The 25,170-nt window shown below is 65.9% G+C and carries 20 protein-coding genes; 11 read left to right on the top strand and 9 right to left on the bottom strand.

From position 1 onward, the window contains the following. Positions 1 to 22 precede the first annotated feature (22 nt). From AC1RDS_RS01650 to AC1RDS_RS01635, 4 genes are all read right to left on the bottom strand, one after another. Entirely contained in the window at positions 23 to 1,288 is a 1,266-nt protein-coding gene (locus tag AC1RDS_RS01650; RefSeq protein ID WP_492226637.1) for an AI-2E family transporter, read from the bottom strand. A gap of 221 nt (positions 1,289 to 1,509) precedes the next feature. Continuing rightward, positions 1,510 to 2,409 (bottom strand): sulfurtransferase, encoded by a 900-nt coding sequence (locus AC1RDS_RS01645; protein ID WP_092698374.1) that lies wholly within the window; start codon positions 2,407 to 2,409, stop codon positions 1,510 to 1,512. A gap of 63 nt (positions 2,410 to 2,472) precedes the next feature. Further along, positions 2,473 to 3,384, bottom strand: coding sequence for a DMT family transporter (locus AC1RDS_RS01640; RefSeq protein ID WP_492226636.1), 912 nt, complete (start codon positions 3,382 to 3,384; stop codon positions 2,473 to 2,475). Positions 3,385 to 3,515: 131 nt separating this feature from the next. Further along, on the bottom strand, positions 3,516 to 4,655 hold the full coding sequence (locus tag AC1RDS_RS01635; RefSeq protein ID WP_092698370.1) for an aromatic ring-hydroxylating oxygenase subunit alpha: 1,140 nt from the start codon (positions 4,653 to 4,655) through the stop codon (positions 3,516 to 3,518). 321 nt (positions 4,656 to 4,976) lie between these two features. Here AC1RDS_RS01635 and xseB point away from each other — a divergent pair, with 321 nt between their 5' ends. The 5 genes from xseB (at position 4,977) to AC1RDS_RS01610 (ending at position 10,747) form a co-directional block, all read left to right on the top strand. Next, on the top strand, positions 4,977 to 5,219 hold the full coding sequence (xseB, locus tag AC1RDS_RS01630; protein WP_092698368.1) for an exodeoxyribonuclease VII small subunit: 243 nt from the start codon (positions 4,977 to 4,979) through the stop codon (positions 5,217 to 5,219). Beyond that, positions 5,204 to 6,223 carry a polyprenyl synthetase family protein gene (locus AC1RDS_RS01625; protein WP_492226635.1) on the top strand — a complete coding sequence of 340 codons (1,020 nt, stop codon included), beginning with the start codon at positions 5,204 to 5,206 and terminating at the stop codon, positions 6,221 to 6,223. The genes xseB and AC1RDS_RS01625 overlap by 16 nt, the downstream gene beginning before the upstream one ends. A 93-nt stretch (positions 6,224 to 6,316) precedes the next feature. Beyond that, positions 6,317 to 8,203, top strand: coding sequence for a 1-deoxy-D-xylulose-5-phosphate synthase (dxs, locus tag AC1RDS_RS01620; RefSeq protein ID WP_092698364.1), 1,887 nt, complete (start codon positions 6,317 to 6,319; stop codon positions 8,201 to 8,203). Positions 8,204 to 8,379: 176 nt separating this feature from the next. Then, a complete protein-coding gene (locus tag AC1RDS_RS01615; protein WP_492226645.1) occupies positions 8,380 to 9,462 on the top strand; it encodes a TRAP transporter substrate-binding protein in 1,083 nt (360 codons plus the stop codon). A gap of 202 nt (positions 9,463 to 9,664) precedes the next feature. Further along, on the top strand, positions 9,665 to 10,747 hold the full coding sequence (locus AC1RDS_RS01610; RefSeq protein ID WP_287877497.1) for a TRAP transporter substrate-binding protein: 1,083 nt from the start codon (positions 9,665 to 9,667) through the stop codon (positions 10,745 to 10,747). 297 nt (positions 10,748 to 11,044) lie between these two features. On the opposite strand, the gene AC1RDS_RS01605 is transcribed toward AC1RDS_RS01610, so the two are convergent. The 3 genes from AC1RDS_RS01605 to AC1RDS_RS01595 form a co-directional block, all read right to left on the bottom strand. After that, positions 11,045 to 12,874, bottom strand: a complete 1,830-nt coding sequence (locus AC1RDS_RS01605; RefSeq protein WP_092698360.1) for a TRAP transporter large permease — start codon at positions 12,872 to 12,874, stop codon at positions 11,045 to 11,047. Positions 12,875 to 12,894: 20 nt separating this feature from the next. Next, the gene (locus tag AC1RDS_RS01600; protein ID WP_287877495.1) at positions 12,895 to 13,530 is read right to left on the bottom strand and encodes a TRAP transporter small permease subunit; all 636 of its coding nucleotides are present in this window, start codon (positions 13,528 to 13,530) and stop codon (positions 12,895 to 12,897) included. Positions 13,531 to 13,712: 182 nt separating this feature from the next. Then, positions 13,713 to 14,840: a substrate-binding domain-containing protein gene (locus AC1RDS_RS01595; RefSeq protein WP_287877493.1), complete on the bottom strand. Its 1,128-nt coding sequence runs from the start codon at positions 14,838 to 14,840 to the stop codon at positions 13,713 to 13,715. A gap of 50 nt (positions 14,841 to 14,890) precedes the next feature. On the opposite strand from AC1RDS_RS01595, the gene AC1RDS_RS01590 reads away from it, so the two are divergent. Genes AC1RDS_RS01590 through AC1RDS_RS01580 form a run of 3 tightly spaced genes read left to right on the top strand, consistent with a single transcriptional unit; the run spans position 14,891 to position 17,246 of the window. Then, the gene (locus AC1RDS_RS01590) at positions 14,891 to 15,628 is read left to right on the top strand and encodes an ABC transporter permease (protein ID WP_092698354.1); all 738 of its coding nucleotides are present in this window, start codon (positions 14,891 to 14,893) and stop codon (positions 15,626 to 15,628) included. After that, the gene (locus tag AC1RDS_RS01585; RefSeq protein ID WP_092698352.1) at positions 15,625 to 16,422 is read left to right on the top strand and encodes an ABC transporter ATP-binding protein; all 798 of its coding nucleotides are present in this window, start codon (positions 15,625 to 15,627) and stop codon (positions 16,420 to 16,422) included. The genes AC1RDS_RS01590 and AC1RDS_RS01585 overlap by 4 nt, the downstream gene beginning before the upstream one ends. Beyond that, positions 16,419 to 17,246 (top strand): ABC transporter substrate-binding protein, encoded by an 828-nt coding sequence (locus AC1RDS_RS01580; protein WP_092698350.1) that lies wholly within the window; start codon positions 16,419 to 16,421, stop codon positions 17,244 to 17,246. Before AC1RDS_RS01585 ends, AC1RDS_RS01580 begins: the two co-directional genes overlap by 4 nt. Before the next feature lie 179 nt (positions 17,247 to 17,425). Here the strand turns inward: AC1RDS_RS01580 and AC1RDS_RS01575 are convergent, their stop codons facing one another. Both AC1RDS_RS01575 and AC1RDS_RS01570 read right to left on the bottom strand, forming a co-directional pair. Then, complete coding sequence (locus AC1RDS_RS01575; RefSeq protein ID WP_287877488.1) at positions 17,426 to 19,123, bottom strand: ABC1 kinase family protein; 1,698 nt, start codon at positions 19,121 to 19,123, stop codon at positions 17,426 to 17,428. Between the two features lie 85 nt (positions 19,124 to 19,208). Then, entirely contained in the window at positions 19,209 to 20,960 is a 1,752-nt protein-coding gene (locus AC1RDS_RS01570) for an ABC transporter ATP-binding protein/permease (RefSeq protein WP_287877486.1), read from the bottom strand. Between the two features lie 285 nt (positions 20,961 to 21,245). Here AC1RDS_RS01570 and AC1RDS_RS01565 point away from each other — a divergent pair, with 285 nt between their 5' ends. The 3 genes from AC1RDS_RS01565 (at position 21,246) to AC1RDS_RS01555 (ending at position 25,069) form a co-directional block, all read left to right on the top strand. Further along, positions 21,246 to 21,716, top strand: coding sequence for a (2Fe-2S)-binding protein (locus AC1RDS_RS01565; protein WP_092698342.1), 471 nt, complete (start codon positions 21,246 to 21,248; stop codon positions 21,714 to 21,716). A gap of 18 nt (positions 21,717 to 21,734) precedes the next feature. Further along, positions 21,735 to 24,122, top strand: a complete 2,388-nt coding sequence (locus AC1RDS_RS01560) for a xanthine dehydrogenase family protein molybdopterin-binding subunit (RefSeq protein ID WP_492226634.1) — start codon at positions 21,735 to 21,737, stop codon at positions 24,120 to 24,122. A gap of 155 nt (positions 24,123 to 24,277) precedes the next feature. Then, complete coding sequence (locus AC1RDS_RS01555; RefSeq protein WP_492226633.1) at positions 24,278 to 25,069, top strand: FAD binding domain-containing protein; 792 nt, start codon at positions 24,278 to 24,280, stop codon at positions 25,067 to 25,069. The last annotated feature ends 101 nt before the right edge of the window (positions 25,070 to 25,170 follow it).

Here is a 25,170-nt window from a genome sequence, read left to right as displayed (position 1 = left end):
TGTGGAGGTGCTGGGCGCGCGATCAGTCCCCCAGCAGCTCGCCCACCGGCTTCAGGTCCTCCACCCGGTCGCAGACGGCCTTCACGGCCATCATCACCGGGATGCCCAGCAGCAGCCCCCACAGGCCCCACAGCCAGCCCCAGGCGAGCACGCTCACGAACACCGCCACGGGGCTCATGCTGCTGGCGCGGCTGGTGAGCCAGGGGGTGAGCAGGTTGCCGACGATGGTGTGGATGACCAGCGAGGCGCCGCCGATCGCCAAGGCCATGTCCAGCGTGCCGAACTGCAAAAAGGCCACCAGCCCCGATGCCCCCGTCACCAGCGCCGAGCCGATGTAGGGCGCCAGGTTGAGCACCGCGGCCACCACGCCCCACACCGCTGCATTCTCCAGGCCCAGCGCCCAGTAGGCCGCACCGGTTGCCAGCCCCACCAGCACACTCGTGAAGACCTGGACCAGCAGGTAGCGCTGGATCTGGCTGGTGATGTCTGCGAGCACATGGATGGTGATCTTGCGCCGCTCCAGGCTGGTGCCCGCGATGCGCACCAGCTTGTCGCGCAACAGGTTGCCCGAGGCCAGCGCAAAGTAGGTGAGAAAAATCACCACCATGAGCTGCCCCAGCGCCGACATGAGCCCTTTGGTTCCGCTCCAGAGGTAGTCGCGGATATTGAAGGGCGGGCGTTCGATGATGACCCGCTGCACGCCGCGGCGTGCCGGGGTGCTGGCGCCCGTGTCAGTGGTGGCCTGCTCGATCTGCGTCGCGGCCTTTTGCACGGTGTCCAGGGGGCTGCTGGCGCCCGTGCGGTTCTTGAGGCTGTCGCGCACTTTCTTGGCCGCCACGGGCAGCGAGTCCACCAGCTGCGCTGCACCGTCGCTGAGCGACCAGGCCGTGGCTGCCAGGCCCGAGACAATGGCAATCAGCAGCACGCCCGCCCCCAGCCAGCGCGGCACATGCCAGCGCCACAGGGCTTCCACCATGGGCCTGAGGGCCGTGGTCAGCAGCAGGCTGAGCATGATGGGAATGAACACCGCGCTGGCCCAGTGCAGCAGTGCCACGCTGGCAAACAGTGCCAGCAGCGCCAGCGACAGGTTGCGTACATCCACCGGCATCTGCAGCATCACCGGCGTCTGCTGGCGGGGTGCGGCGGAGGCGGGCTGCGCGGGTGCAGCCAGTGTGGGGGCGGGCTCGCTGGCGGCGGTGGGCCGTGCATCGGCGGGATGGGGCGGCGAGGCAGGCGGCACCGGCGAAGCCTGCGGTGGGGGCGGGATGGGCTTTGTGGGCTCGGTCATGCGCGGATTGTGCGGCAGCCGCAACCCCTGCCCTGTAGGCGGCCATCGCTTGTCTGCGGGGGCAAAGTGCACGCCAAAACCCTCGTTGCCGACCTTCCTGACCGAGTGCTGGGTCAGCAGGCTCCCAGGCGTTGCCCCCTGAATTCTGCGCAGGGTGTTGACAGCGGCTGCAAATCCTCTTTGTTGCGCTTTGGCAACCCAGGTTGCCGGATCTGGCCCTTTCAGCCTTTTTCGACGGGGCGGTCGGGGTCGGAGCACCATTCGCTCCAGCTGCCGGCAAACAGTGCGGTGGAGCCCAGGCCCGCCACTTCCATGGCCAGCAGGTTGGGCACTGCACTCACGCCACTGCCGCACTGGTGCACCACGGTGGCCGGGTTGCGGCCGGCGAGCAGTGCGTCAAACTCTGCACGCAGCACGGCCGCAGGCTTGAAGCGGCCATCGGTGCCGATGTTGTCGGCGAACGGGCGGTTAAGGGCGCCCGGAATGTGGCCTGCCACGGGATCCAGCGGTTCCACCTCTCCCCGGTAGCGGGCGCCTGCGCGGGCGTCGATCACGGTCTGGCCGGGCTGTTGCAGCCGTGCCAGCACCTCGCATGCCGTGGCCAGCTGGCGCAGGGGCGCGCCCAGCTGAAAGTTCGACTGGAAGTGCGCGGGCTCTGCACCGCTGGCGACCGCGCCGCCCGCTGCCTGCCAGGCCTGCAGGCCGCCATCGAGCACCGCCACGGCATCGTGCCCTGCCCACTTGAGCATCCACCACAGGCGCCCGCAGTAGTTGGCGCCGTTGCGGTCGTACACCACGGCCTGCATGCCGTTGGCAAAGCCCACGCTGGAGAGCCAGATGGCAAAGCGCTCGCGGCTGGGCAGTGGGTGGCGGCCGCCTGATGCGGGCTGGTCGGCCTCCTGCGCGGTGACGGTGCCGTGCGGGCCGGGTGTGCCGTGTTTGGCGCTCAGGTCGTTGTCGAGGTGGGCATACACCGCGCCGGGGATGTGGGCCTGTGCGTACTGCTGTGCACCGGCCGCTGGTTGCGTCAGGTCAAAGCTGCAGTCAAACACCATCAGCGGCGCGCCGCTGGCGATCAGGGATTGCAGGTCGGGGGCGGATACCAGGGTGGTGTAGGTCATGGGCTGTCGGGTACGCGCAGGCACCAGGGCGAAGGTGGAGGGCAATGGAGTGCCTCCATTGTGTCAATGTTCCTCGGCCGGTGCTCCGGGCGCGGCGCGGGTGCGCAGCACGGTGGCCACGATGCCGCTGCCCACGATCAGCACCATGCCGATCCAGCCCATGGGCGGAAGCTGGTCGCCAAACAGCGCCACGCTGTAGATGGCCGCAAACACGATGCCCGAATACTGAAGGTTGGCCACCACCAGGGTGCCGCGCTGGGTCTTGGCGCTGGCGTAGGCCTTGGTCATGCACAGCTGCCCGCCCGCCGCCAGCACGCCAATGGGCAGCAGCCACAGCGCGGGCCAGCCCGGCCAGGGCGAGGTGCCGGTGACCAGCAGGGCGGTGCCGCCGGCCACGGCCGAGCCCACCGCGAAGTAGAAGACGGTGCGTGACTCGGGCTCGCCCAGCCGCGACAGCGCGACCACCTGCATGTAGGCAAAGGCGGCTGTCATGCCCGACATGAGGCCGATCAGGCCGGCAAATGCCTGGTTCTGGTCGAGGCTGGGGCGCAGCATCATCACCACCCCGACAAAGCCGGTCAGCACCGTCAGCACCAGCGGGCCCTGGAACGCCGGACGTGGCGACGCGGCCGAGGGGCGCCAGGCCAGCAGCGCGCCGCCCACCAGAAAGGCGGCAATCCACACGCTGCTCATGTAGTTGAGCGTCATGGCCGTGGCCAGGGGCAGGTGGGCAATGGCATAGAACCAGGCGCCCAGCGATGCCACGCCGACCAGGCTGCGCCAGGCGTGCATGCCGGGGTAGCGCGTGGCCAGTGCCACGCGCTGTGAGCGTGCCAGCAGCCACAGGATCACGATGCCGATCAGGCCGCGATAGCAGACCAGCTCGGCGGCGTTGAAATGGGCCGAGGCGATCTTGACGCACACGCCCATGCTCGCAAACAGGAACGCGGCCAGCACCATCCAGAGGGCTTGCATGGGATCAATCGGGAAAAAGTGGGTTGAGCAACAAAAATAGCTGCCAGTGCTTGAAAAGCAAGCACTGGCAGCTATTGTAATGAGAGCGCCTGTGCGCTGTCGGGCTTATTGGGTGGGTTGGCTCGCCGTATTCAGGCCTTTGGCGTCGTCTGGCCCATGGCCTCGCGGTACCACTCATGAAAGTGCTGCATGCCGTCTTCCATGGGGCTCTGGTAAGGGCCCACCTCATTGTCTCCGCGCGCCAGCAGGGCCTTGCGGCCGGCGTCCATGCGCTCGCCGATCTCGTCGTCCTCGATGCAGGTCTCCATGTAGGCGGCCTGCTGGGCCTCGACAAACTCGCGCTCGAAGGCCGCGATTTCCTCGGGGTAGTAGAACTCCACCATGTTCAGTGTCTTGGTTGGGCTGACGGGGTGCAGCGTCGAGACGGTGAGCACATGCGGATACCACTCGACCATGATGTGCGGGTAGTAGGTGAGCCAGATGGCTCCGCGCTCGGGCATCTTGCCGCCGCGGTAGTTCAGCAGCACCTCATGCCATTTCTTGTACACGTCGGAGCCGGGCTGGCCGAAGGCCGAAGACACCCCCACGGTCTGCACCGAGTATTGCTTCTGGAATTCCCAGCTCAGGTCGTCGCAGGTGACGAAATGGCCCAGGCCCGGGTGGAAGGGGCCGACGTGGTAGTCCTCCAGATAGACCTCGATGAAGGTCTTCCAGTTGTAATTGCACTCGTGCAGCTCGATGCGGTCGAGCGCGTAGCCCTCGAACGAGAGCTCGGCACGCGGGCCCATGCCTGCGAGGTCGGCCCCGATGTCGCGGCCGTTGTCCTCGAAGAGCAGGCCGTTCCACTCGCGCAGCTGGTAGTTGTTGAGGTTCAGGCAGGGGTCGTGCGCGAAATGTGGCGCGCCCAGCAATTCGCCGCTGGCCTTGTAGGTCCAGCGGTGCAGGGGGCACACGATGTTGCCGCCCGCGCTGCCTTTTTGCTGGGTGTTCAGCGAACCGCGGCCCTTGAGCATGACCGCCTGGCGGTGGCGGCAGACGTTGGAGATCAGCTCCACGCCGCCCTGGGCGTTGCGCACCAGCGCGCGCCCTTCGCCCTCCTGGGGCAGGGCGTGGTAGTCGCCCGGATGGGGCACGGAAAGCTGGTGCCCCACATAGCGGGGCCCGCGCTGGAAGATGGTTTCCAATTCGCGCTGGAACAGCGCCTCGTCAAAGTAGCTTGAAACTGGTAGTTGGCTTGCGGCCTGCTGCAGTCGAAGACTTAAATCAGACATGGGGGACCTGACCTAAAGACTCCCCACAGGGAGGTTGTGGGAGGTGCGCCGGGGCGCATCTGGAAAAAGAAAACCGGCTAGGTGACTAGCCGGCTCGAAAGGAATGGGATTATAGGCGGTGGGGTTATTCCCGCACCCCCCTTACGTGTATTGCCAATCGCGTTAGGGCATGTGGCGGCTGCATGGCTCGGGGGTATCGGGCCGTGCGGCAGCCTGGTCTCCGGCGGGGTGCCGGGGCCTGTCGCGGGCGTGCGGCAGCGCCGTCTCATGGGTAGGCCTAAAATCGTTTGTTTTATCTGCGCAACTTCTGCCGTCCTGCCCATGCCCAAGGCCTCTGCCTCCACCGCCCCACCCGCCGAACCTGCCAGCTATGAAGCGGCGCTGGAAGAGCTGGAGCAGCTCGTGGGCCGCATCGAGTCGGGCCAGCTGCCGCTCGATCAGATGCTGGCCGGCTACCAGCGCGGTGCGGTATTGCTGGCGTTTTGCCGCCAGCGGCTCGAAGCGGTGCAGGACCAGATCAAGGTGCTCGATGAAGGCATGCTGCAGCCATGGGCGCAGGAATGATGGCGGCGCACGGCATCTCCACGGCTTTTGATCTGGCCGGCTGGAGCGGTCAGCACCTCGATCTGGTCGAGCAGGCCCTGGGGCAGTGGGTGGGCCGTGATGCGCCCGCCGGCCTGGGCGAGGCCATGCGCTACGCGGTGCTCGATGGTGGCAAGCGCCTGCGGCCGCTGCTGGTGCTGGCGGCCTATGAGGCCGTGCAAAGCGGGGCGGGCGGCGCAGCGCGCGAAGCCGCCCCATGCGCCGGCATGGACCAGGCCGCTCTGCGTGCCGGCATGGACCAAGCGGCCCTGCGTGCCGGCATGGACCAAGCGGCCCTGCGTGCCGCGTGCGCCGTCGAGCTGATCCATGCCTATTCGCTGGTGCATGACGACATGCCCTGCATGGACAACGATGTGCTGCGCCGTGGCAAGCCCACGGTGCATGTGCAGTTTGGCGAGGCGCAGGCCTTGCTGGCGGGCGACGCGCTGCAGGCGTTTGCCTTTGAATTGCTGACACCCGATGACGAACGCGTTGCTCCGGCCGTGCAGGCCGCGCTGTGCCGCCAGCTGGCGCGGGCTGCCGGATCGGCGGGCATGGCGGGCGGGCAGGCGATCGATCTGGCCAGCGTGGGGCTGGCCCTGACGCAGGACCAGTTGCGCCAGATGCACCGCCTCAAGACCGGTGCGCTGCTCCAGGCCAGCGTGATGATGGGCGCGGCCTGTGGCGCGTCAGGTGCCGCAGCGCACAAGGCGCTGGCGGATTACGGCGCGGCGCTCGGCCTGGCATTTCAGGTGGTGGACGATATCCTGGATGTGGTTGCCGACTCGGCCACATTGGGCAAGACCGCCGGCAAGGATGCCGCCAGCGACAAGCCCACCTATGTCTCCCTGCTGGGGCTTGCCCCTGCGCAGGCCCATGCGCAAGAGCTGCTGGCGCAGGCGCAAGCCGCGCTGGCCGCCTCGGGCCTGGCCGATACGCGTGCGCTGGCGGCGCTGGCCGACATGGTGGTGAACCGATCGTATTGACGCCCGGTGCTTGTCCGAACCCCATGCTTTGAATGTCAAATTGGCCTCTGGTGCTTTTGTATGAAGCGTCAGCAGCTATTCCATAAATAGTAAATGTCCATGACATCCTTTCCCCTGCTGCAGACCATCAACGACCCCGCCGACCTGCGCAAGCTGTCCCGCGCCGACCTCAAGCAGCTGGCCACCGAGCTGCGCGCGTTCGTGATCGAAAGCGTGTCCCAGACCGGGGGGCACCTCAGCTCCAACCTGGGCACCGTCGAGCTCACCGTGGCGCTGCACCATGTGTTTCACACGCCTGAAGACCGGCTGGTGTGGGATGTGGGCCACCAGACCTATCCGCACAAGATCCTGACCGGGCGGCGCGACCGCATGCACACGCTGCGCCAGCTGGGTGGTATCTCTGGCTTTCCGCAGCGTGCTGAAAGCGTCTATGACACCTTTGGCACGGCGCATTCGAGCACCAGCATCTCGGCAGCCCTGGGCATGGCGCTGGCTGCGCAGCGCAAGGGCGAAGAGCGGCATGCCGTGGCCATCATCGGCGACGGCGCCATGACGGCCGGCATGGCCTTCGAGGCCTTGAACAACGCCGGCGTGGCCGATGCCAACCTGCTCGTCATCCTGAACGACAACGACATGAGCATCAGCCCGCCCGTGGGCGCGCTCAACCGTTATCTGGCCCAGCTCATGAGCGGCCAGTTCTATGCGGCCGCCAAGAACGTGGGCAAGAGCGTGCTCAAGAACGCGCCACCGCTGCTGGAACTGGCCAAGCGCCTGGAGCAGCAGGCCAAGGGCATGGTGGTGCCGGCCACCCTGTTCGAGAAATTCGGCTTCAACTACATCGGGCCCATTGACGGACACGACCTCGATTCGCTCATCCCCACGCTGGAAAACATCAAGGGCCTCAAGGGCCCGCAGTTCCTGCATGTGGTCACCAAGAAAGGCCAGGGCTACAAGCTGGCCGAGGCCGATCCCGTGGCCTACCACGGCCCCGGCAAGTTCGACCCGGCCGTGGGCCTGGTCAAAAGCGCGGCGGTGCCGAAACAGACCTTCACGCAGGTGTTTGGCGAGTGGCTGTGCGACATGGCGGCGCAGGACGACCGGCTGGTGGGTATCACCCCCGCCATGCGCGAGGGTTCGGGCATGGTCGAGTTTGAAAAGCGCTTTCCCGGCCGCTACTACGACGTGGGCATTGCCGAGCAGCATGCCATCACCTTCGCTGCCGGCATGGCCTGCGAGGGGGTCAAGCCGGTGGTGGCGATCTACTCCACCTTCCTGCAGCGCGGCTATGACCAGATGATCCACGACGTGGCGCTGCAGAACCTGCCGGTGGTGTTTGCGCTGGACCGCGCCGGCCTGGTGGGGGCCGACGGCGCCACCCATGCGGGCGCCTACGACATCCCCTTTGTGCGCTGCATTCCCCACATGAGCATGGCCTGCCCGGCCGACGAGCGTGAATGCCGCCAGCTGCTGAGCACTGCGTTCGAGCAGGACCACCCTGTGGCCGTGCGCTACCCGCGTGGCAGCGGAGCGGGCGTGCCCACCCTGCGCGGGCTGGAAGGTCTGCCGTTCGGCAAGGGCGAGATCCGCCGCGAACGCCAGGCCGGCGAGGCCGCTGCGGGCACGCCGCGCATTGCCATTCTGGCCTTTGGCACCTTGCTGTACCCCGCGCTGCAGGCCGCCGAGGCACTGGATGTCACCGTGGTCAACATGCGCTGGGCCAAGCCGCTCGATACCGAGCTGCTGCTGGAGGTGGCGGCACGCCACGATGCCCTCGTGACGCTGGAAGAGGGCGCCATCATGGGCGGCGCGGGCAGTGCCGTGCTGGAGGCGCTGGCCGCCGCCAAGGTGGTGCTGCCCGTGTTGCAGCTGGGGCTGCCCGATGCCTTCATCGAGCATGGTGATCCGGGCAAGCTGCTGTCGCTGCAGGGGCTGGACGCGGCCGGTATCCAGGCGTCGATTGCACGGCGGTTTCCCGCTTGAACGGAGCACCTGGATAAGACCCGTGCGGCGGTGCTCGCGGGGTTGGCCCCGCAGCGGGGTAGCCGCCATTCCTACAATGCTGGCGATGGCAAGACCATGGGCCTGCGCTGGGCCCCTGGTACGTGGCCGCTTGAGGCGTCTTGTTCCTTTCCTCCGGAGACAACTTCATGAATCCCATGGATCGCCGCAAACTCATCCAGCATGCAGGCATGGCTGGCGTGCTGGCTGCAGGTGCTGCGCCTGCGATTCACGCACAGCCGGTCCTGCGCTGGAGGCTGGTGTCGAGCTTTCCGCGCTCGCTCAACACCATCTACGGTGTGGCGGAGGTCTTTGCACAAGCGGTGCGGGTGATGTCCAACGGGAGGTTCCAGATCTCGGTGCACGCTGACGGCGAACTCGTGCCGGCATTCGGTGTGGTGGATGCCGTGCAGTCCGCCGCGGTCGAGGCTGCGCACACGGCGCCGTATTACTTCTATGGCAAGAGTCCCGCTTTCGCGCTGGGCTCTGCCATACCGTTTGGCTTCAATGCCCGGCAAATGAATGCCTGGATGCTGCATGGCAATGGCCGCAAGCTCATGGATGCGTTCTATGCGGGCTACAACATGCGCAGCTTTGCAGGGGGCAACACGGGCACGCAGATGGGGGGGTGGTTCCTCCAGGAGGTCCGCAGCCCGTCGGATTTCAAAGGCCTGAAGATGCGCCTGGGCGGTGGGCTGGTGGGCGATGTCCTGGCCAGGCTGGGGGTGGTTCCCTCCAATCTGCCGGGGGGCGATATTTACCAGGCATTGCAGAAAAGGGAGCTCGATGCCGCGGAATGGGTCGGCCCCTACGACGACCAGAAGCTGGGGCTCCACAAGGTGGCACCGTACTACTACTACCCTGGTTGGTGGGAGGGCGGTCCGGAAATGGACTTCTACATCAACCTCAAAGCCTTCAATGCGCTATCGGCCGATTACCGGGGCATCGTAGAGGCCGCCGCAGCTCTGGCGCACACCGACATGCTGGCGAAGTACGACGCACTGAACCCCGCGGCGCTCAAGCAGCTGGTGGTGGCCAAGACCAAGGTGTCACCGTTCTCGCAAGGCATCATGGATGCCGCATTCAAGGCTTCGATGGAGGTCTTTGCCGGCAACGATGCCAGAAGCCCCGAGTGGAAGAAGATCTATGGAGACATGCGCAATTTCCAGCGCGACCAGATCCTCTGGTTCCGCTTTGCGGAGGCGCGGTACGACAGCTTCATGTCGGCCCAGAAAATCTGAAGCCCGTCCGTTGCTGGCCGCCATGCCGCCGATGCTTGCAAAAGCCTGAATACATGGCCTCATCGCGGTCTTGCGCGGGAAAACCCGCAAGAATAGCGGGAGGGGGTATTTCTACAATGATCGATGGCTGAAAGAGCCCCTGGAGCACGTCCGCACAACGGGCGCAACTGAGTCTTGCAATCAATTTTCGGAGATAACCCTCATGGATCGTCGTTCCATCATCAAGCACGCCGGCATTGCTGGCGTTCTGGCGGCAGGTGCCGCACCTGCGGTACACGCGCAGGCAGCGGTCCGCTGGCGTCTCGCTTCGAGCTTCCCCAAGTCACTGGACACCATCTTCGGCAGCGCTGAATTGCTCTCCAAGACGGTCAAGGCCATGTCGGGTGGCAAATTTGAAATCTCCGTGCACCCCGCGGGCGAACTGATGCCCGCTTTCGGCGTGGTCGATGCGCTGCAATCAGACACCATCGAAATGGCCCAATCGGCAGCTTATTACTTCACCGGCAAGGACCCTGTCTTTGCTTTCAGTTGCGCCGTGCCGTTCGGCCTGACCGCGCGCCAGAACACCTCCTGGAAGAAGTATGGCAACGGTGGCAAGCTGCTGGATGCCTTTTTCGAGAAATACAACTTCCGCACCGCCAGCGCGGGCAATACCGGCACCCAGATGGGCGGCTGGTACCGCAAGGAAATCAAGACCGTTGCGGATCTCAAGGGTCTGAAGATGCGCATGGGCGGCGGCGTTTTCGGTGAGGCCATGGCCAAGTTGGGCGTGGTGGCGCAGAACATGCCCGCCGGCGACGTGTACCAGGCACTCGAAAAAGGCACGCTGGATGCCGCCGAGTTCGTGGGCCCCTACGATGATTCCAAGCTGGGCATCAACAAGGTGGCGCCTTTCTACTACTACCCTGGCTGGTGGGAAGGCGGCGCCGACCTGGAATTCTTCATCAACAACAAGAAGTTCGCTGCCCTGTCGGACGAAAACAAGGCCATCCTGAACGCCGCCATGACGGTGTCCGCCACCGACATGACGGCCAAGTACGATGCCTACAACCCGATTGCACTGAAGAAGCTCGTGGCAGAGAAAACCAAGCTCACCGCTTTCCCCAAGGCAGTGATCGATGCCGGTTTCAAGGCCTGCATGGAGGTGTACGAAGAGCACACCTCCAAGTCGCCCGAGTTCAAGAAGATCTATGACGACATGCGTGCCTTCCAGCGTGACCAGATCCTGTGGAACCGCTTCTCCGAGTATCCGTACAACCAGTACATGAACGGCGTCAAGATCTGAGAGCCGTTGCTGCGGGTGGCCCGCAAGGGCCCCCACATGTATTCAAGCCGCGCATGTCGCGGCTTTTTTGTTGGTGTTCCACGGGCGCCTGGCAGATGCATCTGGGTGCCAGGATTTGCAGGGGCGGCGTGGGCTGCACCACTCGTCCCTGGCTGGTTGTTCCTGTGCTGGTGGTTTGCAAAAAACCAGGAGGAGGTGCCGGCGCACAAGAAAAAGGCCCCGAAGGGCCTTTGAGGAGGTTGGCGTGGCGCATCGGGGGCGATGTGCACCGGATCCGCGCGGACCCGTTGCCGCGCGTCAGTTCGCCGGTTTCTTCAGCGCATCCTGCATCGCCTTCATCGGGTCGTCGGCAGGGGCTTCTTGTGCAGGTGCGGGGGCCGGGGTTTGTGCATCGGGGGTTGCGTCCGGGGCCGGGGGTGCGGTGGGCTCCTCGCTGCCGCCAAATGGTTCTTCGCCATAGGTTTCGCTTCCGGCGGGTCCACCCAGGGTGCCGCGCATCTGGTCGCCAATGCTCTCCATGTTGTATTCGACCTTGGCATCCAGCGCGCCGGTGACAATTTGCGGGAAGGCAATCAGCACGCCCACCATGGTCAGCTGGATCAGCAGGAACGGAATGGCGCCACGGTAAATCTGCATCGTCGTGACGGGTTCCATGGTCTTGCGCGTCACGCGGTCGACGTAGGGCTTGTCGGGTGCCACCGAACGCAGGAAGAACAGCGCAAAGCCGAACGGCGGGTGCATGAACGAGGTCTGCATGTTCACGGCCAGCAACACGCCGAACCAGATCAGGTCGATGCCCAGCTTGTCGGCCACGGGCGCCAGCAGGGGCACCACGATGAACGACAGCTCGAAGTAATCGAGGAAGAACGCCAGGAAGAACACCATGATGTTCACGGCGATCAGGAAGCCGACCTGGCCGCCGGGCAGGTTGGTGAGCAGATGCTCCACCCAGACCGGGCCGTCGGCGGCCTGGAACACCAGGCTGAACGTGGTGGCGCCAATCAGGATGAACATCACGAAGCTCGACAGCTTGGTGGTGGAGGCGAGGGCCTGCTTGAGCAGCTTCATGTCCAGGCGCTTGCGGCTCCAGCCCATGATCAACGCGCCCATGGCTCCCATGGCGCCCCCTTCGGTGGGGGTGGCGATGCCCAGGAAGATGGTGCCCAGCACCAGGAAGATCAGCAGCAGCGGCGGAATCAGCACAAAGGTCACACGTTCCGCCAGGCGCGAGAGCAGGCCCAGCTTGAAGCCCTTGTTGATCAGCGCAATGACCAGTGCCACCGCCGTGCCACCGCACATGGCCACCACGATTTTTTCGTCGGTGGCCACGGAGGTGACCAGCTTGCCTTGCCACCAGCTGTGCACCTCGGCCATGTGGCGTGCCAGGAAGACCGACACGGTGGCCGACAGCGCGGCCAGAACGGTCAGCGAGGTGTAGCCGCCACTGCCATTGGGTTCGCGGTAGGTGCGGGCTTCCGGGGGCAGGGCCGGCACCTGGTGGGGCTTGAAAATCGCCAGAAACATCACGTAGGCCACGTACATGCCCATGAGAAGGAAACCGGGGAGGAAGGCACCCTTGTACATGTCGCCCACGCTCCTGCCCAGCTGGTCGGCCATCAGGATCAGCACCAGCGATGGCGGAATGATCTGTGCCAGCGTGCCGGACGCTGCAATCACACCGCTGGTCAGCCGGCGGTCGTAGCCGTAGCGCAGCATGATGGGCAGCGAGATCAGGCCCATCGAGATCACCGACGCGGCAACCACCCCTGTCGTTGCAGCCAGCAGGGCGCCGACAAAAATCACAGCCAGGGCCAGACCACCGCGCATGGGGCCAAACACCTGGCCCACGGTATCGAGCAGGTCCTCCGCCATGCCGCTGCGCTCAAGAATCAAACCCATGAGCGTGAAGAAGGGGACCGCCAGCAAGGTGTCGTTGGCCATGATGCCAATCAGGCGCTGGGGGAGCCAGGCCAGCACCGAGCTGGGGAAAATGCCCATCTCGATACCCACAAAGCCGAAGAACAGGCCGCAGGCGCCGAGGCTGAAGGCCACGGGGAAACCCAGCAGCAGGAACATGATCAGCCCCGCAAACATGAAGGGGGCGAAATTGGCAGCGAAGAATTCCATGATGAAGATGCTCCGTGGGCTCAGCGTGCGGGCGTGGCGGGTGGGGGGGTGCCCGCGGCACTGGCGGCGGCAGCGGCTTCTTGCTGCTGGCGCAGGATTTCCGCCAGTTCTTCTTCGGCTGTCTTGTCGACGAGGCGCCCCATGGGGTCGGGGCCCTGGCCGCGCAGGAAGGCGATGCGCTTGATGAGTTCCGACCAGCCCTGCAGCATCAGCAGCGTAAAGCCGACGGGCAGGGCCATCCACACGGGCCAGCGGATCAGGCCACCGGGGTTGCCCGACATTTCGCCGGTCTGGTACATCTGCACGACCAGGGGCCAGCTCAGGTACAGCACCACGATGCACAAAGGGGTGAGAAAGAGTGCAAAGCCCACGATGTCGATCCACACCTGCACGCGCTTGGGCAGGCGGCTGTTGACCACGTCGATGCGCACATGCTCGCGGTGCAGCAGCGTGAACCCGGCAGCCACCAGGAAAGACCAGGCAAACAGGTACCACTGTGCTTCCAGGAACGCATTGGAGCTGACCCCGAAAATCTTGCGCACCAGCGCGTTGACGGCGCTGACAGCGGTGGCGGCAAAGATCAGCCAGATGACGTACTTGCCGACAAAGGCATTGAGCCCGTCGATGGCGCGTGAAAATTTGAGAAGAGCCTGCATGGTGTCTCCAATGGAAAGGCTGTGCGTGCGACATCCCTTCCGCCCCGCGGGTAGGCGGGATGGCGGGACACATTTTTACAAAGGCGCGATTTTACGTAGCACTATAGTGGGAGCCTGACGGGAGTGTGACGGTGTAATCCCTTTGCACCGACTTGGCTTTTGTGCTCTTATATATATAGCAATCAGGGCTGCTTCCGGGGCAGCGGAGCGCGTTTCTTGCTTGCAAATTGCCACCATGGAAGCACCGTGCTCATGGCCAGCACTTCGCCACAGTGCAGAGGGGTGTAGCCCGGCAGTGCCTTCATGTGTGCCTGCCACTCGGGTGTTTGCAGCAAGCGGCGCAAGGCCTGCGTGGCGGGTTGGTCCAGGCTGGCCTTCAGGCAGGCCAGGTGGTAGCGCTCCTGCACCAGCGGCACGAAATCCAGCCCCCGGGTGCGCGCAGCCACCTCGATGCCCATGCCCACATCGGCCGCACCGGCCGCCACCGCCTGGGCAATGGCGGTGTGCGACGGTTCGTTGCGCATGTAGCCCGGGATGGCCTGGGCGTCCACACCCGCCTGGGCCAGCAGGTCATCGAGCAGCACGCGCGTGCCGCTGCCGAGTGGCCGGTTGATGAAGCGGGCGCCGGTGCGCACCACGTCCGCCAGGCTGTGGAGGCCGAGCGGATTGCCCGGGGCCACGATGAGGCCTTGCGTGCGCTGGGCAAAGCCGATGATCTTGTGCAGCCCGGGCTGCAGCAGGGGCTTGTAGGAGCGCGCTGCCACAGAGTCGGCGGCGGGCTGATCCACCGTGTGAAAGCCGGCCAGCGTGCAGCGCCCCTCGTTCAGTGCGCGGATTGCATCCACACTGCCGGTGAAACGGATATCGAGGTGCAGCGCTCCGGCATCGGCCTGCGTGGCCGCATGGGCACGCAGCGCCACCAGGGCATCGTCGTGGCTGGCGTACAGGGTGAGCACATGGGCATCGGCGTCAAAGGCCACGGCAAAGGCGCGCTCCAGGTCGGCATGCAGGGCGGCGATCTGCGGCGCCAGGCGCGCCTGGGCCTGGCGCTCGGCCCACAGCAGCTTGGTGCCGAATTCGCTCAACTGGGCCGACTGGCCCTTGCCCCAGGTGACGAGTTCCCCGCCGAGCTGGTCTTCCCAGCGCTTGAGGGCACCCCACACATGGCGATAGGACAGCCCCAGAGAGCGCGCAGCGGCCGAAATGGAGCCTTGCTGCGCCACGGCCTGCAGCATCTCGGGCAAGGGGTTGCGGATCAGGGCGTCGCCGGCATCGCGGCTGAGCGTGTAGTGGAGTTGGACCCTATGCACAGGTGTTCATATCGCTGGAGATTGATTCGGTGCATACGATAGTCGAATCCATGTCCACTCTCTCTGAAAGCGTCCTCACGGCGCTGCATCTCACGGTTTCGGCCGACCCTGCTTTGTGGACCATCGTGGGTCGCTCCCTTGCTGTCAGCGGCACGGCCTGCCTGCTGGCCTGCGGCGGTGGCCTGGTGCTGGGCGCGTGGCTGGGCGTGGCGCGGTTCGCGGGCCGGGGGGGCGTGCTGGCCTGGCTCAACACCCTGCTGGCAGTGCCTTCGGTGGTCGTCGGACTCGTGGTCTATCTGCTGCTGTCGCGCAGCGGCCCGTTGGGCGCCATGGGATGGCTCTTCACCTTCAAGGCCATGGTCATTGCCCAGACCCTGCTGGTGCTGCCGGTCGTCACTGCCCTGACCTGCCAGTCGGTGGCCGATGCCGAGCGCAGCCATGGCGAGCAGTTGCAATCGCTGGGAGCGGGCCCCGTGATGCGCAGCCTGTTGCTGGCCTGGGACGAGCGCTATGCCCTCCTGACGGTGCTGATCGCATCGTTCGGGCGCGCCATTTCCGAGGTGGGCGCCGTGATGATCGTGGGCGGCAACATCGACGGTTTTACGCGCGTCATGACCACCGCCATCGCCCTGGAAACCAGCAAGGGCGATCTGCCACTGGCCCTGGCGCTGGGCCTGGTGCTGCTGGCCGTGGTGCTGGCACTCAATGTGCTGATTGCCGTGCTGCGGCGCTGGCGGGAAGGCGTGGACGGCACCTCGCAGGGCACCATGCCGGGGGTGCTGGCATGAGCGCAGTGCCCGCCGCGGGCGCGGCTGCGTCCTGGCCCGATGGTGTGAAGGTGGCGCGGGCGTCGTTGAGTCCGCCCGATCATCCCCCTGTTTTTTCCCTGCACGGCGTGGGTGTGCGCTATGGCCGCGTGCAGGCGCTCCTGGGTGTGAATCTGTCGGTGGCCCCGGGCGAGCGCGTGGCGTTGATCGGTGCCAATGGCTGTGGCAAGAGCACGCTGCTGCGCGTGCTGCACGGCCTGGCCAAACCCAGCAGCGGCCAGTTGCTGCGGAGCGATGGCCGCCGCCAGGCCATGCTGTTCCAGCGCCCGCACATGCTGCGCACCAGCGCCCAGCACAACGTGGCGCTGGGCCTGTGGCTGCAGGGTGTGCGCTGGCGTGACGCGCGCGCGCAGGCGTTGCTGGCATTGCAGCGCGTGGGGCTGGAGGGCATTGCGGCGCAAGGCGCGCGCACCCTCTCGGGCGGGCAGCAGCAGCGGGTGGCGCTGGCGCGGGCCTGGGCGCTGCGACCCGATGTGCTGCTGCTCGACGAGCCCACCGCCAGCCTCGACCCGCACGCCAAGCGCGAGGTCGAGCTGCTGATGGCCGACCTGGCCGCCAGCCACGGCCAGGCGGGCCCGGCCCACCCCGTGACCATGGTCTTCAGCAGCCACAACCTGGGCCAGGTCAAGCGGCTGGCCAGCCGGGTGATTTATCTCGAACACGGCGCTGTGCTGGCCGATTTGCCCGTGCACGACTTTTTCAACGGCCCCCTGCCCGACGCCGCCCGGTTGTTTGTCAAAGGAGAAATGGTATGAAGAACATGCAGTCTTTTGGGCTTCTGACGCTGACTTGTAAAGCGCTTTCAGCCATTGTTTTGGCCGTTTGTGGAGTCGCCAGCGCGCAGTCCATCACCATGGCGTCCACCACCTCCACCGAGCAGTCGGGCCTGTTCGGTTATCTGCTGCCCGAGTTCAAGAAGGCCAGTGGCCTGGACGTGAAGGTGGTGGCCCTGGGTACGGGCCAGGCGCTGGACACGGCGCGCCGCGGTGACGCCGATGTGCTGTTCGTGCACGACCAGGTGGCCGAGGAAAAGTTTGTGGCCGATGGCTGGGGCGTGAAGCGCTACCCCGTGATGTACAACGACTTCATCCTGGTCGGCCCCAGGAACGATCCCGCCGGTATCAAGGGCAAGGACATCGTGGAAGCGCTGAAAAAGCTGGCCGCTGGCAATGGCGAATTTGTCTCGCGTGGCGACAAGAGCGGCACCCACGCCGCCGAACTGCGCTACTGGAAGCTGGCGGGCGCCGATGCCGCCAAGGGCAGCGGCTACAAGGAGTGCGGCTGCGGCATGGGCCCGGCGCTCAACATTGCCGCCTCCAGCGGCGCCTATGTGCTGGCCGACCGGGGCACCTGGCTCAACTTCAAGAACCGCGCCGACCTGGCCGTGCTGGTGGAGGGTGACCAGCGCCTGTTCAACCAGTACGGCGTGATGGTGGTGAATCCCGCCAAGCACCCGCATGTGAAGGTGCAGGCTGCGCAGAAATTCGTGGACTGGGTGGTTTCACCCGTGGGCCAGACGGCGATCGCCAACTACAAGATCGGTGGTGAGCAGTTGTTCTTCCCGAACGCAGCGAAGTGACCCCCTGGGCCGCGTCGAGGCATCCCCTATGGGGACGCCACCAATGGCACGGCGCAGCCGGTTCCTCGGTGGCACTGGCATGGGCCATGCCGACTTTGTGGCGGTGGGGCCTTGTTTTGGGTAAGCAGCCGTAGCGCTTTGCGGGGCTGCTGCCTTAAGGGTGATCTTGCAGATCCTCCTCAATCCTCGTCTCTATGGTGGCTGCTGCGCCAGATGGCGCGCACCAGCCACAGCCCGCAGACCACGGCACCAAAGAAGCCCAGGAAGCCAAAGGCCGGTAGCCCGAACAGCGTGGGCCCGCCCTGCACGGTCATCACGATGGATGAGCCGATGATGAGGGCCGAGATGATGAGCGCCATCGACAGCCGGTTGGCAGAGCGGTCGATCTGGTCGCCCACCCGCTTGAGATGGGCCAGCTCGATACCCACCTGCAGGCGGCCCCGGCGCGCGTTGCGCAGCAGGCGCGCCAGGTCGTCGGGCAATTGCTCGGCGGTGGCCAGCGCCCGGCGCAAGGCCTGCCAGGCACGGCCGGCCAGTGCGCGCGGTTCATACCGTGTGCGCACCACCTGGTGCAGCAGCGGCAGGGCCTCGGTCGCCATGTGAAAGTCCGGGTCCAGGTTGCGGCCCATGCCTTCCAGCGAAATGAAGGCCTTGATGAGCAGGGCCAGGTCGGGTGGCAGGCCCAGGTGGTGCTCGCGCAGGATGGAGGTCACATCGGCCAGCATCTGGCCCAGCTGCAGTTGGGCCAGGGGCACGCCGTGGTACTGGTCGACAAAGGCCTCCACCTCCACCTCCAGTTGCCCCAGGTCCACGCCGTGGGCATCGCCCGCCCAGTCCAGCAGCACCTCGGCCACCGCCTGTGGCTGGCGCTCTACCAGGCCCAGCAGCATCTGCAGCAGCTCGTCGCGTCGCCGCTGCGACAGGCGTCCCACCATGCCGAAGTCGATGAAAGCGATGCGGTTGCCTTCCAGGTAGAACACATTGCCGGGGTGCGGATCGGCGTGGAAGATGCCGTCCTGCACAATCATTTTCAGCACGGCCTGGGCGCCGCGCCGGGCCAGTAAGGCGCGGTCAAAGCCGGCTTCGGGTGTCAGCACATCCAGCTGCCCGCCGGACACGCCCTCGATGAATTCCTGCACGTTGATGCGCTCACTGGTGTGCTCCCAGTAAACGCGCGGCACCACGATGTGGGGCAGACTGGTGAGGTTGCCGGCAATGCGCTCGGCGCTGCGGCATTCGCCCGCCAGGTTGAGTTCGCGCCGCAGTGAGCGGGCGAACTCGCGCACCAGCTGCTGCGGGCGGTAGGGCTTGAGGGTGGCCAGTTCGGCTTCGGCCAGCGCGGCCAGCCGCTCCAGCAGGCGCAGGTCGGCCTCGATCACCTCGCTGATGCCAGGCCGGCGTATCTTGACCACCACCTCGCTGCCGTCGGGAAGCTGTGCGCGGTGCACCTGCGCAATCGAGGCCGCGGCCAGCGGCTCGGTGTCGAAGCGCGCAAAAACTGCCTCGGGCTCATCCCCCAGGTCCTGGCGCAACTGGGGGCGCAGCGCCTCCAGGGGCACGGCCGGGACATGGCTGTGGAGCTTTTCAAACTCGGCGATCCAGTCGGGTCCGAACAGGTCGGCACGGCCCGCCAGGAGCTGTCCGAACTTGACGAAGGTGGGGCCCAGCTCTTCCAGTGCCAGCCGTACCTGCACGGGCGGTTCGACGCGGGCCAGGTTGCCCGCCAGGTTCCAGTGGAGTGCCTGGCCGGCGCGCTCCAGCTTGTCGGCCAGGCCAAGGCGGCGCACGGTGTCGCCAAATCCGTGGCGCACCATCACGCCCAGAATCTCCTTCAGGCGCCCCAGGTCGCGCGCGGTGTCCAGGGTCTCGATCAGCATGGGGCGATGATAGTCCGGTGCCTGCACTGCCTTCCTGCAGGGCAGTGCCATGGCGTTGCGGTGGAGCGGGAGTGTGACCGGGCCTTCACGCCCAACGGTAGTGATCCGCCGCATGCAGGGCCCAGCGGCCGTCGCCCGCGAGTTCCAGCACCTGGTGGTGGTAGCCCAGCACGCTCTGGTGGTGGCTGACGCTGACCGGGGTGATCGACAGGCCCGTCAGTTGCCCATACAGCAGCGCTTCATTGGCAGAGTCGAGCGCACTGGTGGCTTCGTCCAGCAGCAGGTAGCGGGGCTTGGCCAGCAGCGCGCGGGCAAAGGCCAGGCGCTGCTGCTCGCCGACCGACAGCACCTTGGCCCAATCAAGGTGGGCTCCCAGCCCGCCGAAGCGCTCGGCCAGTGTGGGCAGGTTCACCCGCTCCAGCCATTGCTGCAGCTCCGCGTCCGTAATTTCGCGTTCCGTCTGGGGGTAGAGCAGCTGGCAGCGCAGGTCGCCCAGAGGCAGGTAGGGGTTCTGGGGCAGAAAGAGCATGTCGGGGTCGGCGGGGCGCACCACTTCGCCAGACCCGGTGGCCCACAGCCCGGCCACCACGCGCAGCAGCGAGCTTTTGCCCGCGCCGCTGGGCCCCACGATCAGCAGGCCCCGGCCAGGGTGCACGCGGAGCGTGAGGTCGCGCAGCAGCAGGTGTTCGCGGTTGGGGGTGAGCACCGTCAGCTGCGTGACCCCCAGTTCGAAGCCGGGCACGGTGTGGATATGGACCGCGGGTTCGAGGCTGGGCTCGCTGGTGCCCTGCGGTGCGGGGGGCACGGGGGGCAGCGCCTGGCCTTCGAGGGTGGTGGCAAACGCATGCAGCCGGTCCACGCCGGCCGAGAAGCGGCTCAGGCTTTCGAAATGCTCGACGATCACCGTCAGCGCGCTCAGGATGGCCGCAAAGGCGCCTGCGGCCTGAATGGCCCGCCCCACCTCCAGGTCGCCCGAAAGCACCTGGTTGGCAATGATCACGCTGGGCAGCACGATGGTCAGGAAGCTGTGGGTGTACTGGAACAGGTTGAGCCTGAACTGCCAGCGCAGCACCTGCTGGTAGTTGGCATACAGGGCGTCAAAAATGCGTCGCAGGGTGGACATTTCACGCTGCTCGCCACTGTGAAAGGCGATGGGCTCGGCATGCTCGCGCACCCGCACCAGGCTGAAGCGGAAATCGGCCTCGCGCTGCAGCTGGCGGTAGTTCAACCCGATCAGGCGCTGGCCAAAGACCTTGGCGGTGAACACGGTGCTGAAGATGGCGTAGCCGATCAGAAAATAGACCAGCCCCTGCGAGATGGCCCACAGCACACTGGCAAACGCAATCAGCTGGATCACCGCGCCCAGCGCGATCATCGAAAAATACAGCGACTGCTGCGTGAACGCGTTGATGTCTTCCGCGATGCGCTGGTCGGGGTTGTCGATGCCCACGATGGCATTCAGCCGGTAATAGGCCCGCTGGTCGAAATAGCGCGCCAGAAAATGCTGCGTGAGCCAGCGCCGCCAGCGCAGGCCCAGGGTGTCGCGCACGTAGTAATACAGCGCGTAGATCGGCACGGCCGCTACCAGGATGAGGGTGTAGCGCCGGATGGAAGCCCAGAAGCGGTCTGCATCGTGCGCCGCCAGCGCGGACGTGAATTCGCCGGTTTCGTGGTTGAACCACACATTGAAGGCGGTCTGCCCCAGCAGCAGCAGCACCAGCAGCGCCAGCAGACCGCGCGAGCGCCAGCGCTCCTCGGATTGCCAGTAGGGCCGTGCAATCTGCACGAAACGGCGCCACAGGCGGGCGTTGAAGCCTGATGGATTTTCGTGGGGCATGGGTTGTTCGGGGTGGTGCGCGGCTTGCTCTGGGGGATTGTCGCCGCAGCCCGGCCTGCCGTACGCAGGCCGCAGGCCGGGGGCCTTGCGGACAGCAAAAAGAATCAGGCAAGCTATCAAAAATATAGCTAATAGTTCTTGTAAATAAAGCGCTACGGCCACTTTCTACCAAAGTACCCCCTGCGGACCTGCGAAAACCAAGGGTTCTCCCTAGGGATCGCGCCGTGCGCGCGGCCCAAGATGCGGTTTGCAGTTCCAGCCAACACCGCTTCAGGAGACAGCCAGATGCAAGTCCAGTTCACGGTCAACGGGCGTGCCGCCCGTGTTGACGTTCCTCCCAACACCCTGCTGGTCCATGCGCTGCGCGAGCACCTGCTGCTCACCGGCACCCATGTGGGCTGCGACACCAGCCAGTGCGGCGCCTGCACCGTGATCGTCAACGGCCGTGCCGTCAAATCCTGCGCCATGCTGGCCGTGCAGGCGCAGGGCGCCGAGGTACAGACCATCGAAGGCCTGGCTGCACCCGACGGCACCATGCACCCCATGCAGGCGGCGTTCAAGGAGTGCCACGGTCTGCAGTGCGGCTTCTGCACCCCCGGCATGGTGATGAGCGCCGTGGACCTGTGCAAGAACCACCCCCACGCCAGCGAAGGCGAGATCCGCGAGCTGCTCGAAGGCAACATCTGCCGCTGCACGGGCTACCAGAACATCGTGCGCGCGGTGCAGGTCGGCCAGAAGGCCATGGCGTCGGCATAAACACAGGGGAGAACAACCATGGGTGCATCCGACTTTTCCAAGCTGCCGCACATCGGCGAATCGCTCAAGCGCAAGGAAGACTACCGTTTCCTGACCGGTGCGGGCCAGTACACCGACGACGTGGTGCTGGCCGCGCAAAGCCACGCGGTGTTCGTGCGCTCGCCGCACGCGCACGCCAAAATCAACCGCATCAACGCCAGCGCCGCCCAGGCCGCGCCGGGCGTGCTGGGCGTTTTCACCGGCGCCGATGTGGCCGCCGACAGCATCAACGGCCTGCCCTGCGGCTGGCTCATCACCAGCACCAACGGCGAGCCCATGAAGGAGCCGCCGCACCCCATCCTGGCGCAGGGCAAGGTGCGCTACGTGGGCGACCATGTGGCCATGGTGGTGGCGCAAACCCAGCAGCAGGCGCGCGACGCCGCCGAGCTGGTGGAGGTGGACTACGACGTGCTGCCCGCCGTGGTCAACGTGGCCGATGCCGCCGCCGGCAAGGTGGCCGGGGCGGTGGTGCACGACATCGCTGCCGACAACCATTGCTTCAAATGGGCGATCGGCGACAAGGGCGCGGTGGACGCCGTGTTCGCCGGCGCCGCGCATGTGACGAAGCTCGATCTGGTCAACAACCGCCTGATCCCCAACGCCATGGAGCCGCGCGCCGCCATTGGCAGCTACAGCCGTGCGAACGACGAATACACGCTGTATGTGAGCAACCAGAACCCGCATGTCGAGCGCCTCTTGATGACGGCCTTTGTGATGGGCCTGCCCGAGCACAAGGTGCGCGTGATCGCGCCCGATGTGGGCGGCGGCTTCGGTTCCAAGATCTTTCTGTATGCCGAGGACGTGTGCCTGACCTGGGCCGCCAAAAAGCTCAACCGCAACATCAAGTGGGTGGCCGACCGCAGCGAGTCCTTCCTCTCGGATGCGCATGGCCGCGACCATGTCAGCCACGCCGAAATGGCCATGGATGCCAACGGCAAGTTCCTGGCCCTGCGCGTGCACACCGACGCGAACGTGGGCGCCTACCTCTCCACCTTTGCCAGCGCGGTGCCCACCATCCTGTATGCCACGCTGCTGGCCGGGCAATACAGCACACCGCAGGTCCATGTGGAAGTGGATGCCTGGTTCACCAACACGGCCCCGGTGGATGCCTACCGCGGTGCGGGCCGGCCCGAGGCCACCTACCTGCTGGAGCGCCTGGTCTCGCGCTGCGCCTGGGACATGGGGCTGGCGCAAGACGAGATCCGCAAGCGCAACTTCATCACCAGCTTCCCCTACCAGACGCCGGTGGCGCTGCAATACGACATTGGCGACTACCACGCCTGCATGGCGCAGGCCGAGCAACTGGCCGATGTGGCCGGCTTTGCCGCACGCCGGGCGGCCAGCGAGGCGAAGGGTTTGAAGCGTGGCATCGGCTACAGCAGCTACATCGAGGCCTGCGGCATTGCGCCGTCCAACATCGCGGGCGCCCTGGGCGCGCGCGCCGGGCTGTTCGAATGCGGCGAGGTGCGCGTGCACCCCACGGGCAGCGTGACGGTGTTCACCGGCTCGCACAGCCACGGCCAGGGGCACGAGACCACCTTTGCGCAGGTGGTGGCCGCGCGCCTGGGCATCCCGGTGGAAAACGTGGACATCGTGCACGGCGACACGGGCCGCGTGCCGTTTGGCATGGGCACCTACGGCTCGCGCTCCATCAGCGTGGGCGGCGCGGCCATCATGAAGGCGCTGGACAAGATCGAGGCCAAGGCCAAGAAGATTGCCGCGCACCTCATGGAAGCCAGCGATGCCGACATCGACTTCAGCGGCGGCGAATTCACCGTGCGCGGCACCGACAAGAAGATCCCCTTCGGCCAGGTGGCGCTCACGGCCTACGTGCCGCACAACTACCCGCTCGACAAGCTCGAACCGGGTTTGAACGAGACCGCGTTCTACGACCCGACCAACTTCACCTTTCCTGCGGGCACCTACATCTGCGAGGTGGAAGTGGACCCGGCCACGGGCTTGACCCGCGTGGACAGGTTCACTGCGGTGGACGACTTCGGCACCATCATCAACCCCATGATCGTGGAAGGCCAGGTGCACGGCGGCCTGGTGCAGGGCATCGGCCAGGCGCTGCTGGAAAACTGCGTGTACGACCGCGAAACGGGCCAGCTGCTCACCGGCAGTTTCATGGACTACGCCATGCCGCGCGCCGACGACTTTCCCACCTTCCAGCTCGGCCATGTGTGCACGCCCTGCACGCACAACCCGCTGGGCACCAAGGGCTGCGGCGAGGCCGGGGCCATTGGCTCGCCGCCTGCCGTGATCAACGCCGTGCTCGACGCCCTGCGCCCGCTGGGTGTGCGCGACTTTGACATGCCCGCATCGCCGCACCGTGTGTGGGAAGCCATCCAGAGCGCCAAAACATGAAACACCCCCTGAGTCGCTTCGCGCCTTCCCCCTCCAGCGGGACGCCGCCAGCGCGGCGGGGCGGCCCTTGCGCGGCGGCCGCTGGCCTTTGCCGCGCGTTTTTCACCGGTTGCGAGCCTTTGCTGTCGCAGCATGAAAACTGACAGGAGTTCCCTATGTACGCATTCACCTTTGAGGCGCCTTCCTCCACCGCCGCTGCCGCGCAAATCATCGCCCAGGGCGGCAAGCTGCTGGCAGGCGGTCAAAGCCTGCTGCCGTCCATGCGCCTGCGCCTGGCCCACCCCGAGAAGATCGTCGATCTGAACCAGATTGCCGAACTGGCGGGCATCCGCCGCGAGGGCAATGCGCTGGTCATCGGCGCCATGACGCGCCACGCCGACGTGGCGGCGAGCAGCGAGGTCAAGGCCGCCATTCCCGCGCTGGCCGACCTGGCCGCCCACATCGGCGACCGTCAGGTGCGGGCACGTGGCACGCTGGGAGGCTCGGTGGCCAACAACGACCCCGCCGCCTGCTACCCCAGCGCGGTGCTGGGCCTGGGTGCGACGGTCATCACCAACCAGCGCGAGATCGCGGCCGACGACTTCTTTGTGGGCATGTTCACCACGGCGCTGGATGAGGGCGAGATCATCACCGCCATCCGCTTCCCCATCCCCAAGCGCGCCGCGTACATGAAGTTCAAACAGGCGGCATCGCGCTTCTCGCTGGTGGGGGTGTTTGTGGCGCAGACCGACAGCGGCGTGCGCGTGGCCGTCACCGGTGCGGCCAGCAGCGTGTTCCGCCATGCGGGGCTGGAGGCGGCGCTGAACCAGAGCTTCACGCCGCAGTCCGCCGCCAGCGTGAAAATCGACGCGAGTGATCTGAACGCGGACATCCACGCCAGCGCTGCCTACCGCGCCAACCTGATCAGCGTGCAAACCCAGCGCGCTGTGCAGCAGATGCTCGGATGAAGTGAAGACAACCCCACCACTGCGGTGCGGCACCCGGTGGCGGGTTTTTGAGTGAAATTGGCTGCTAGCGCTACAAGCATATGTGCTGGTGGCTATCAATT

This window comes from Acidovorax sp. GW823-FHT02H02, from assembly GCF_058797075.1.
Note: the sequence above shows the minus strand (reverse complement) of the source record. Positions and strands in the feature narration are given on the sequence as shown.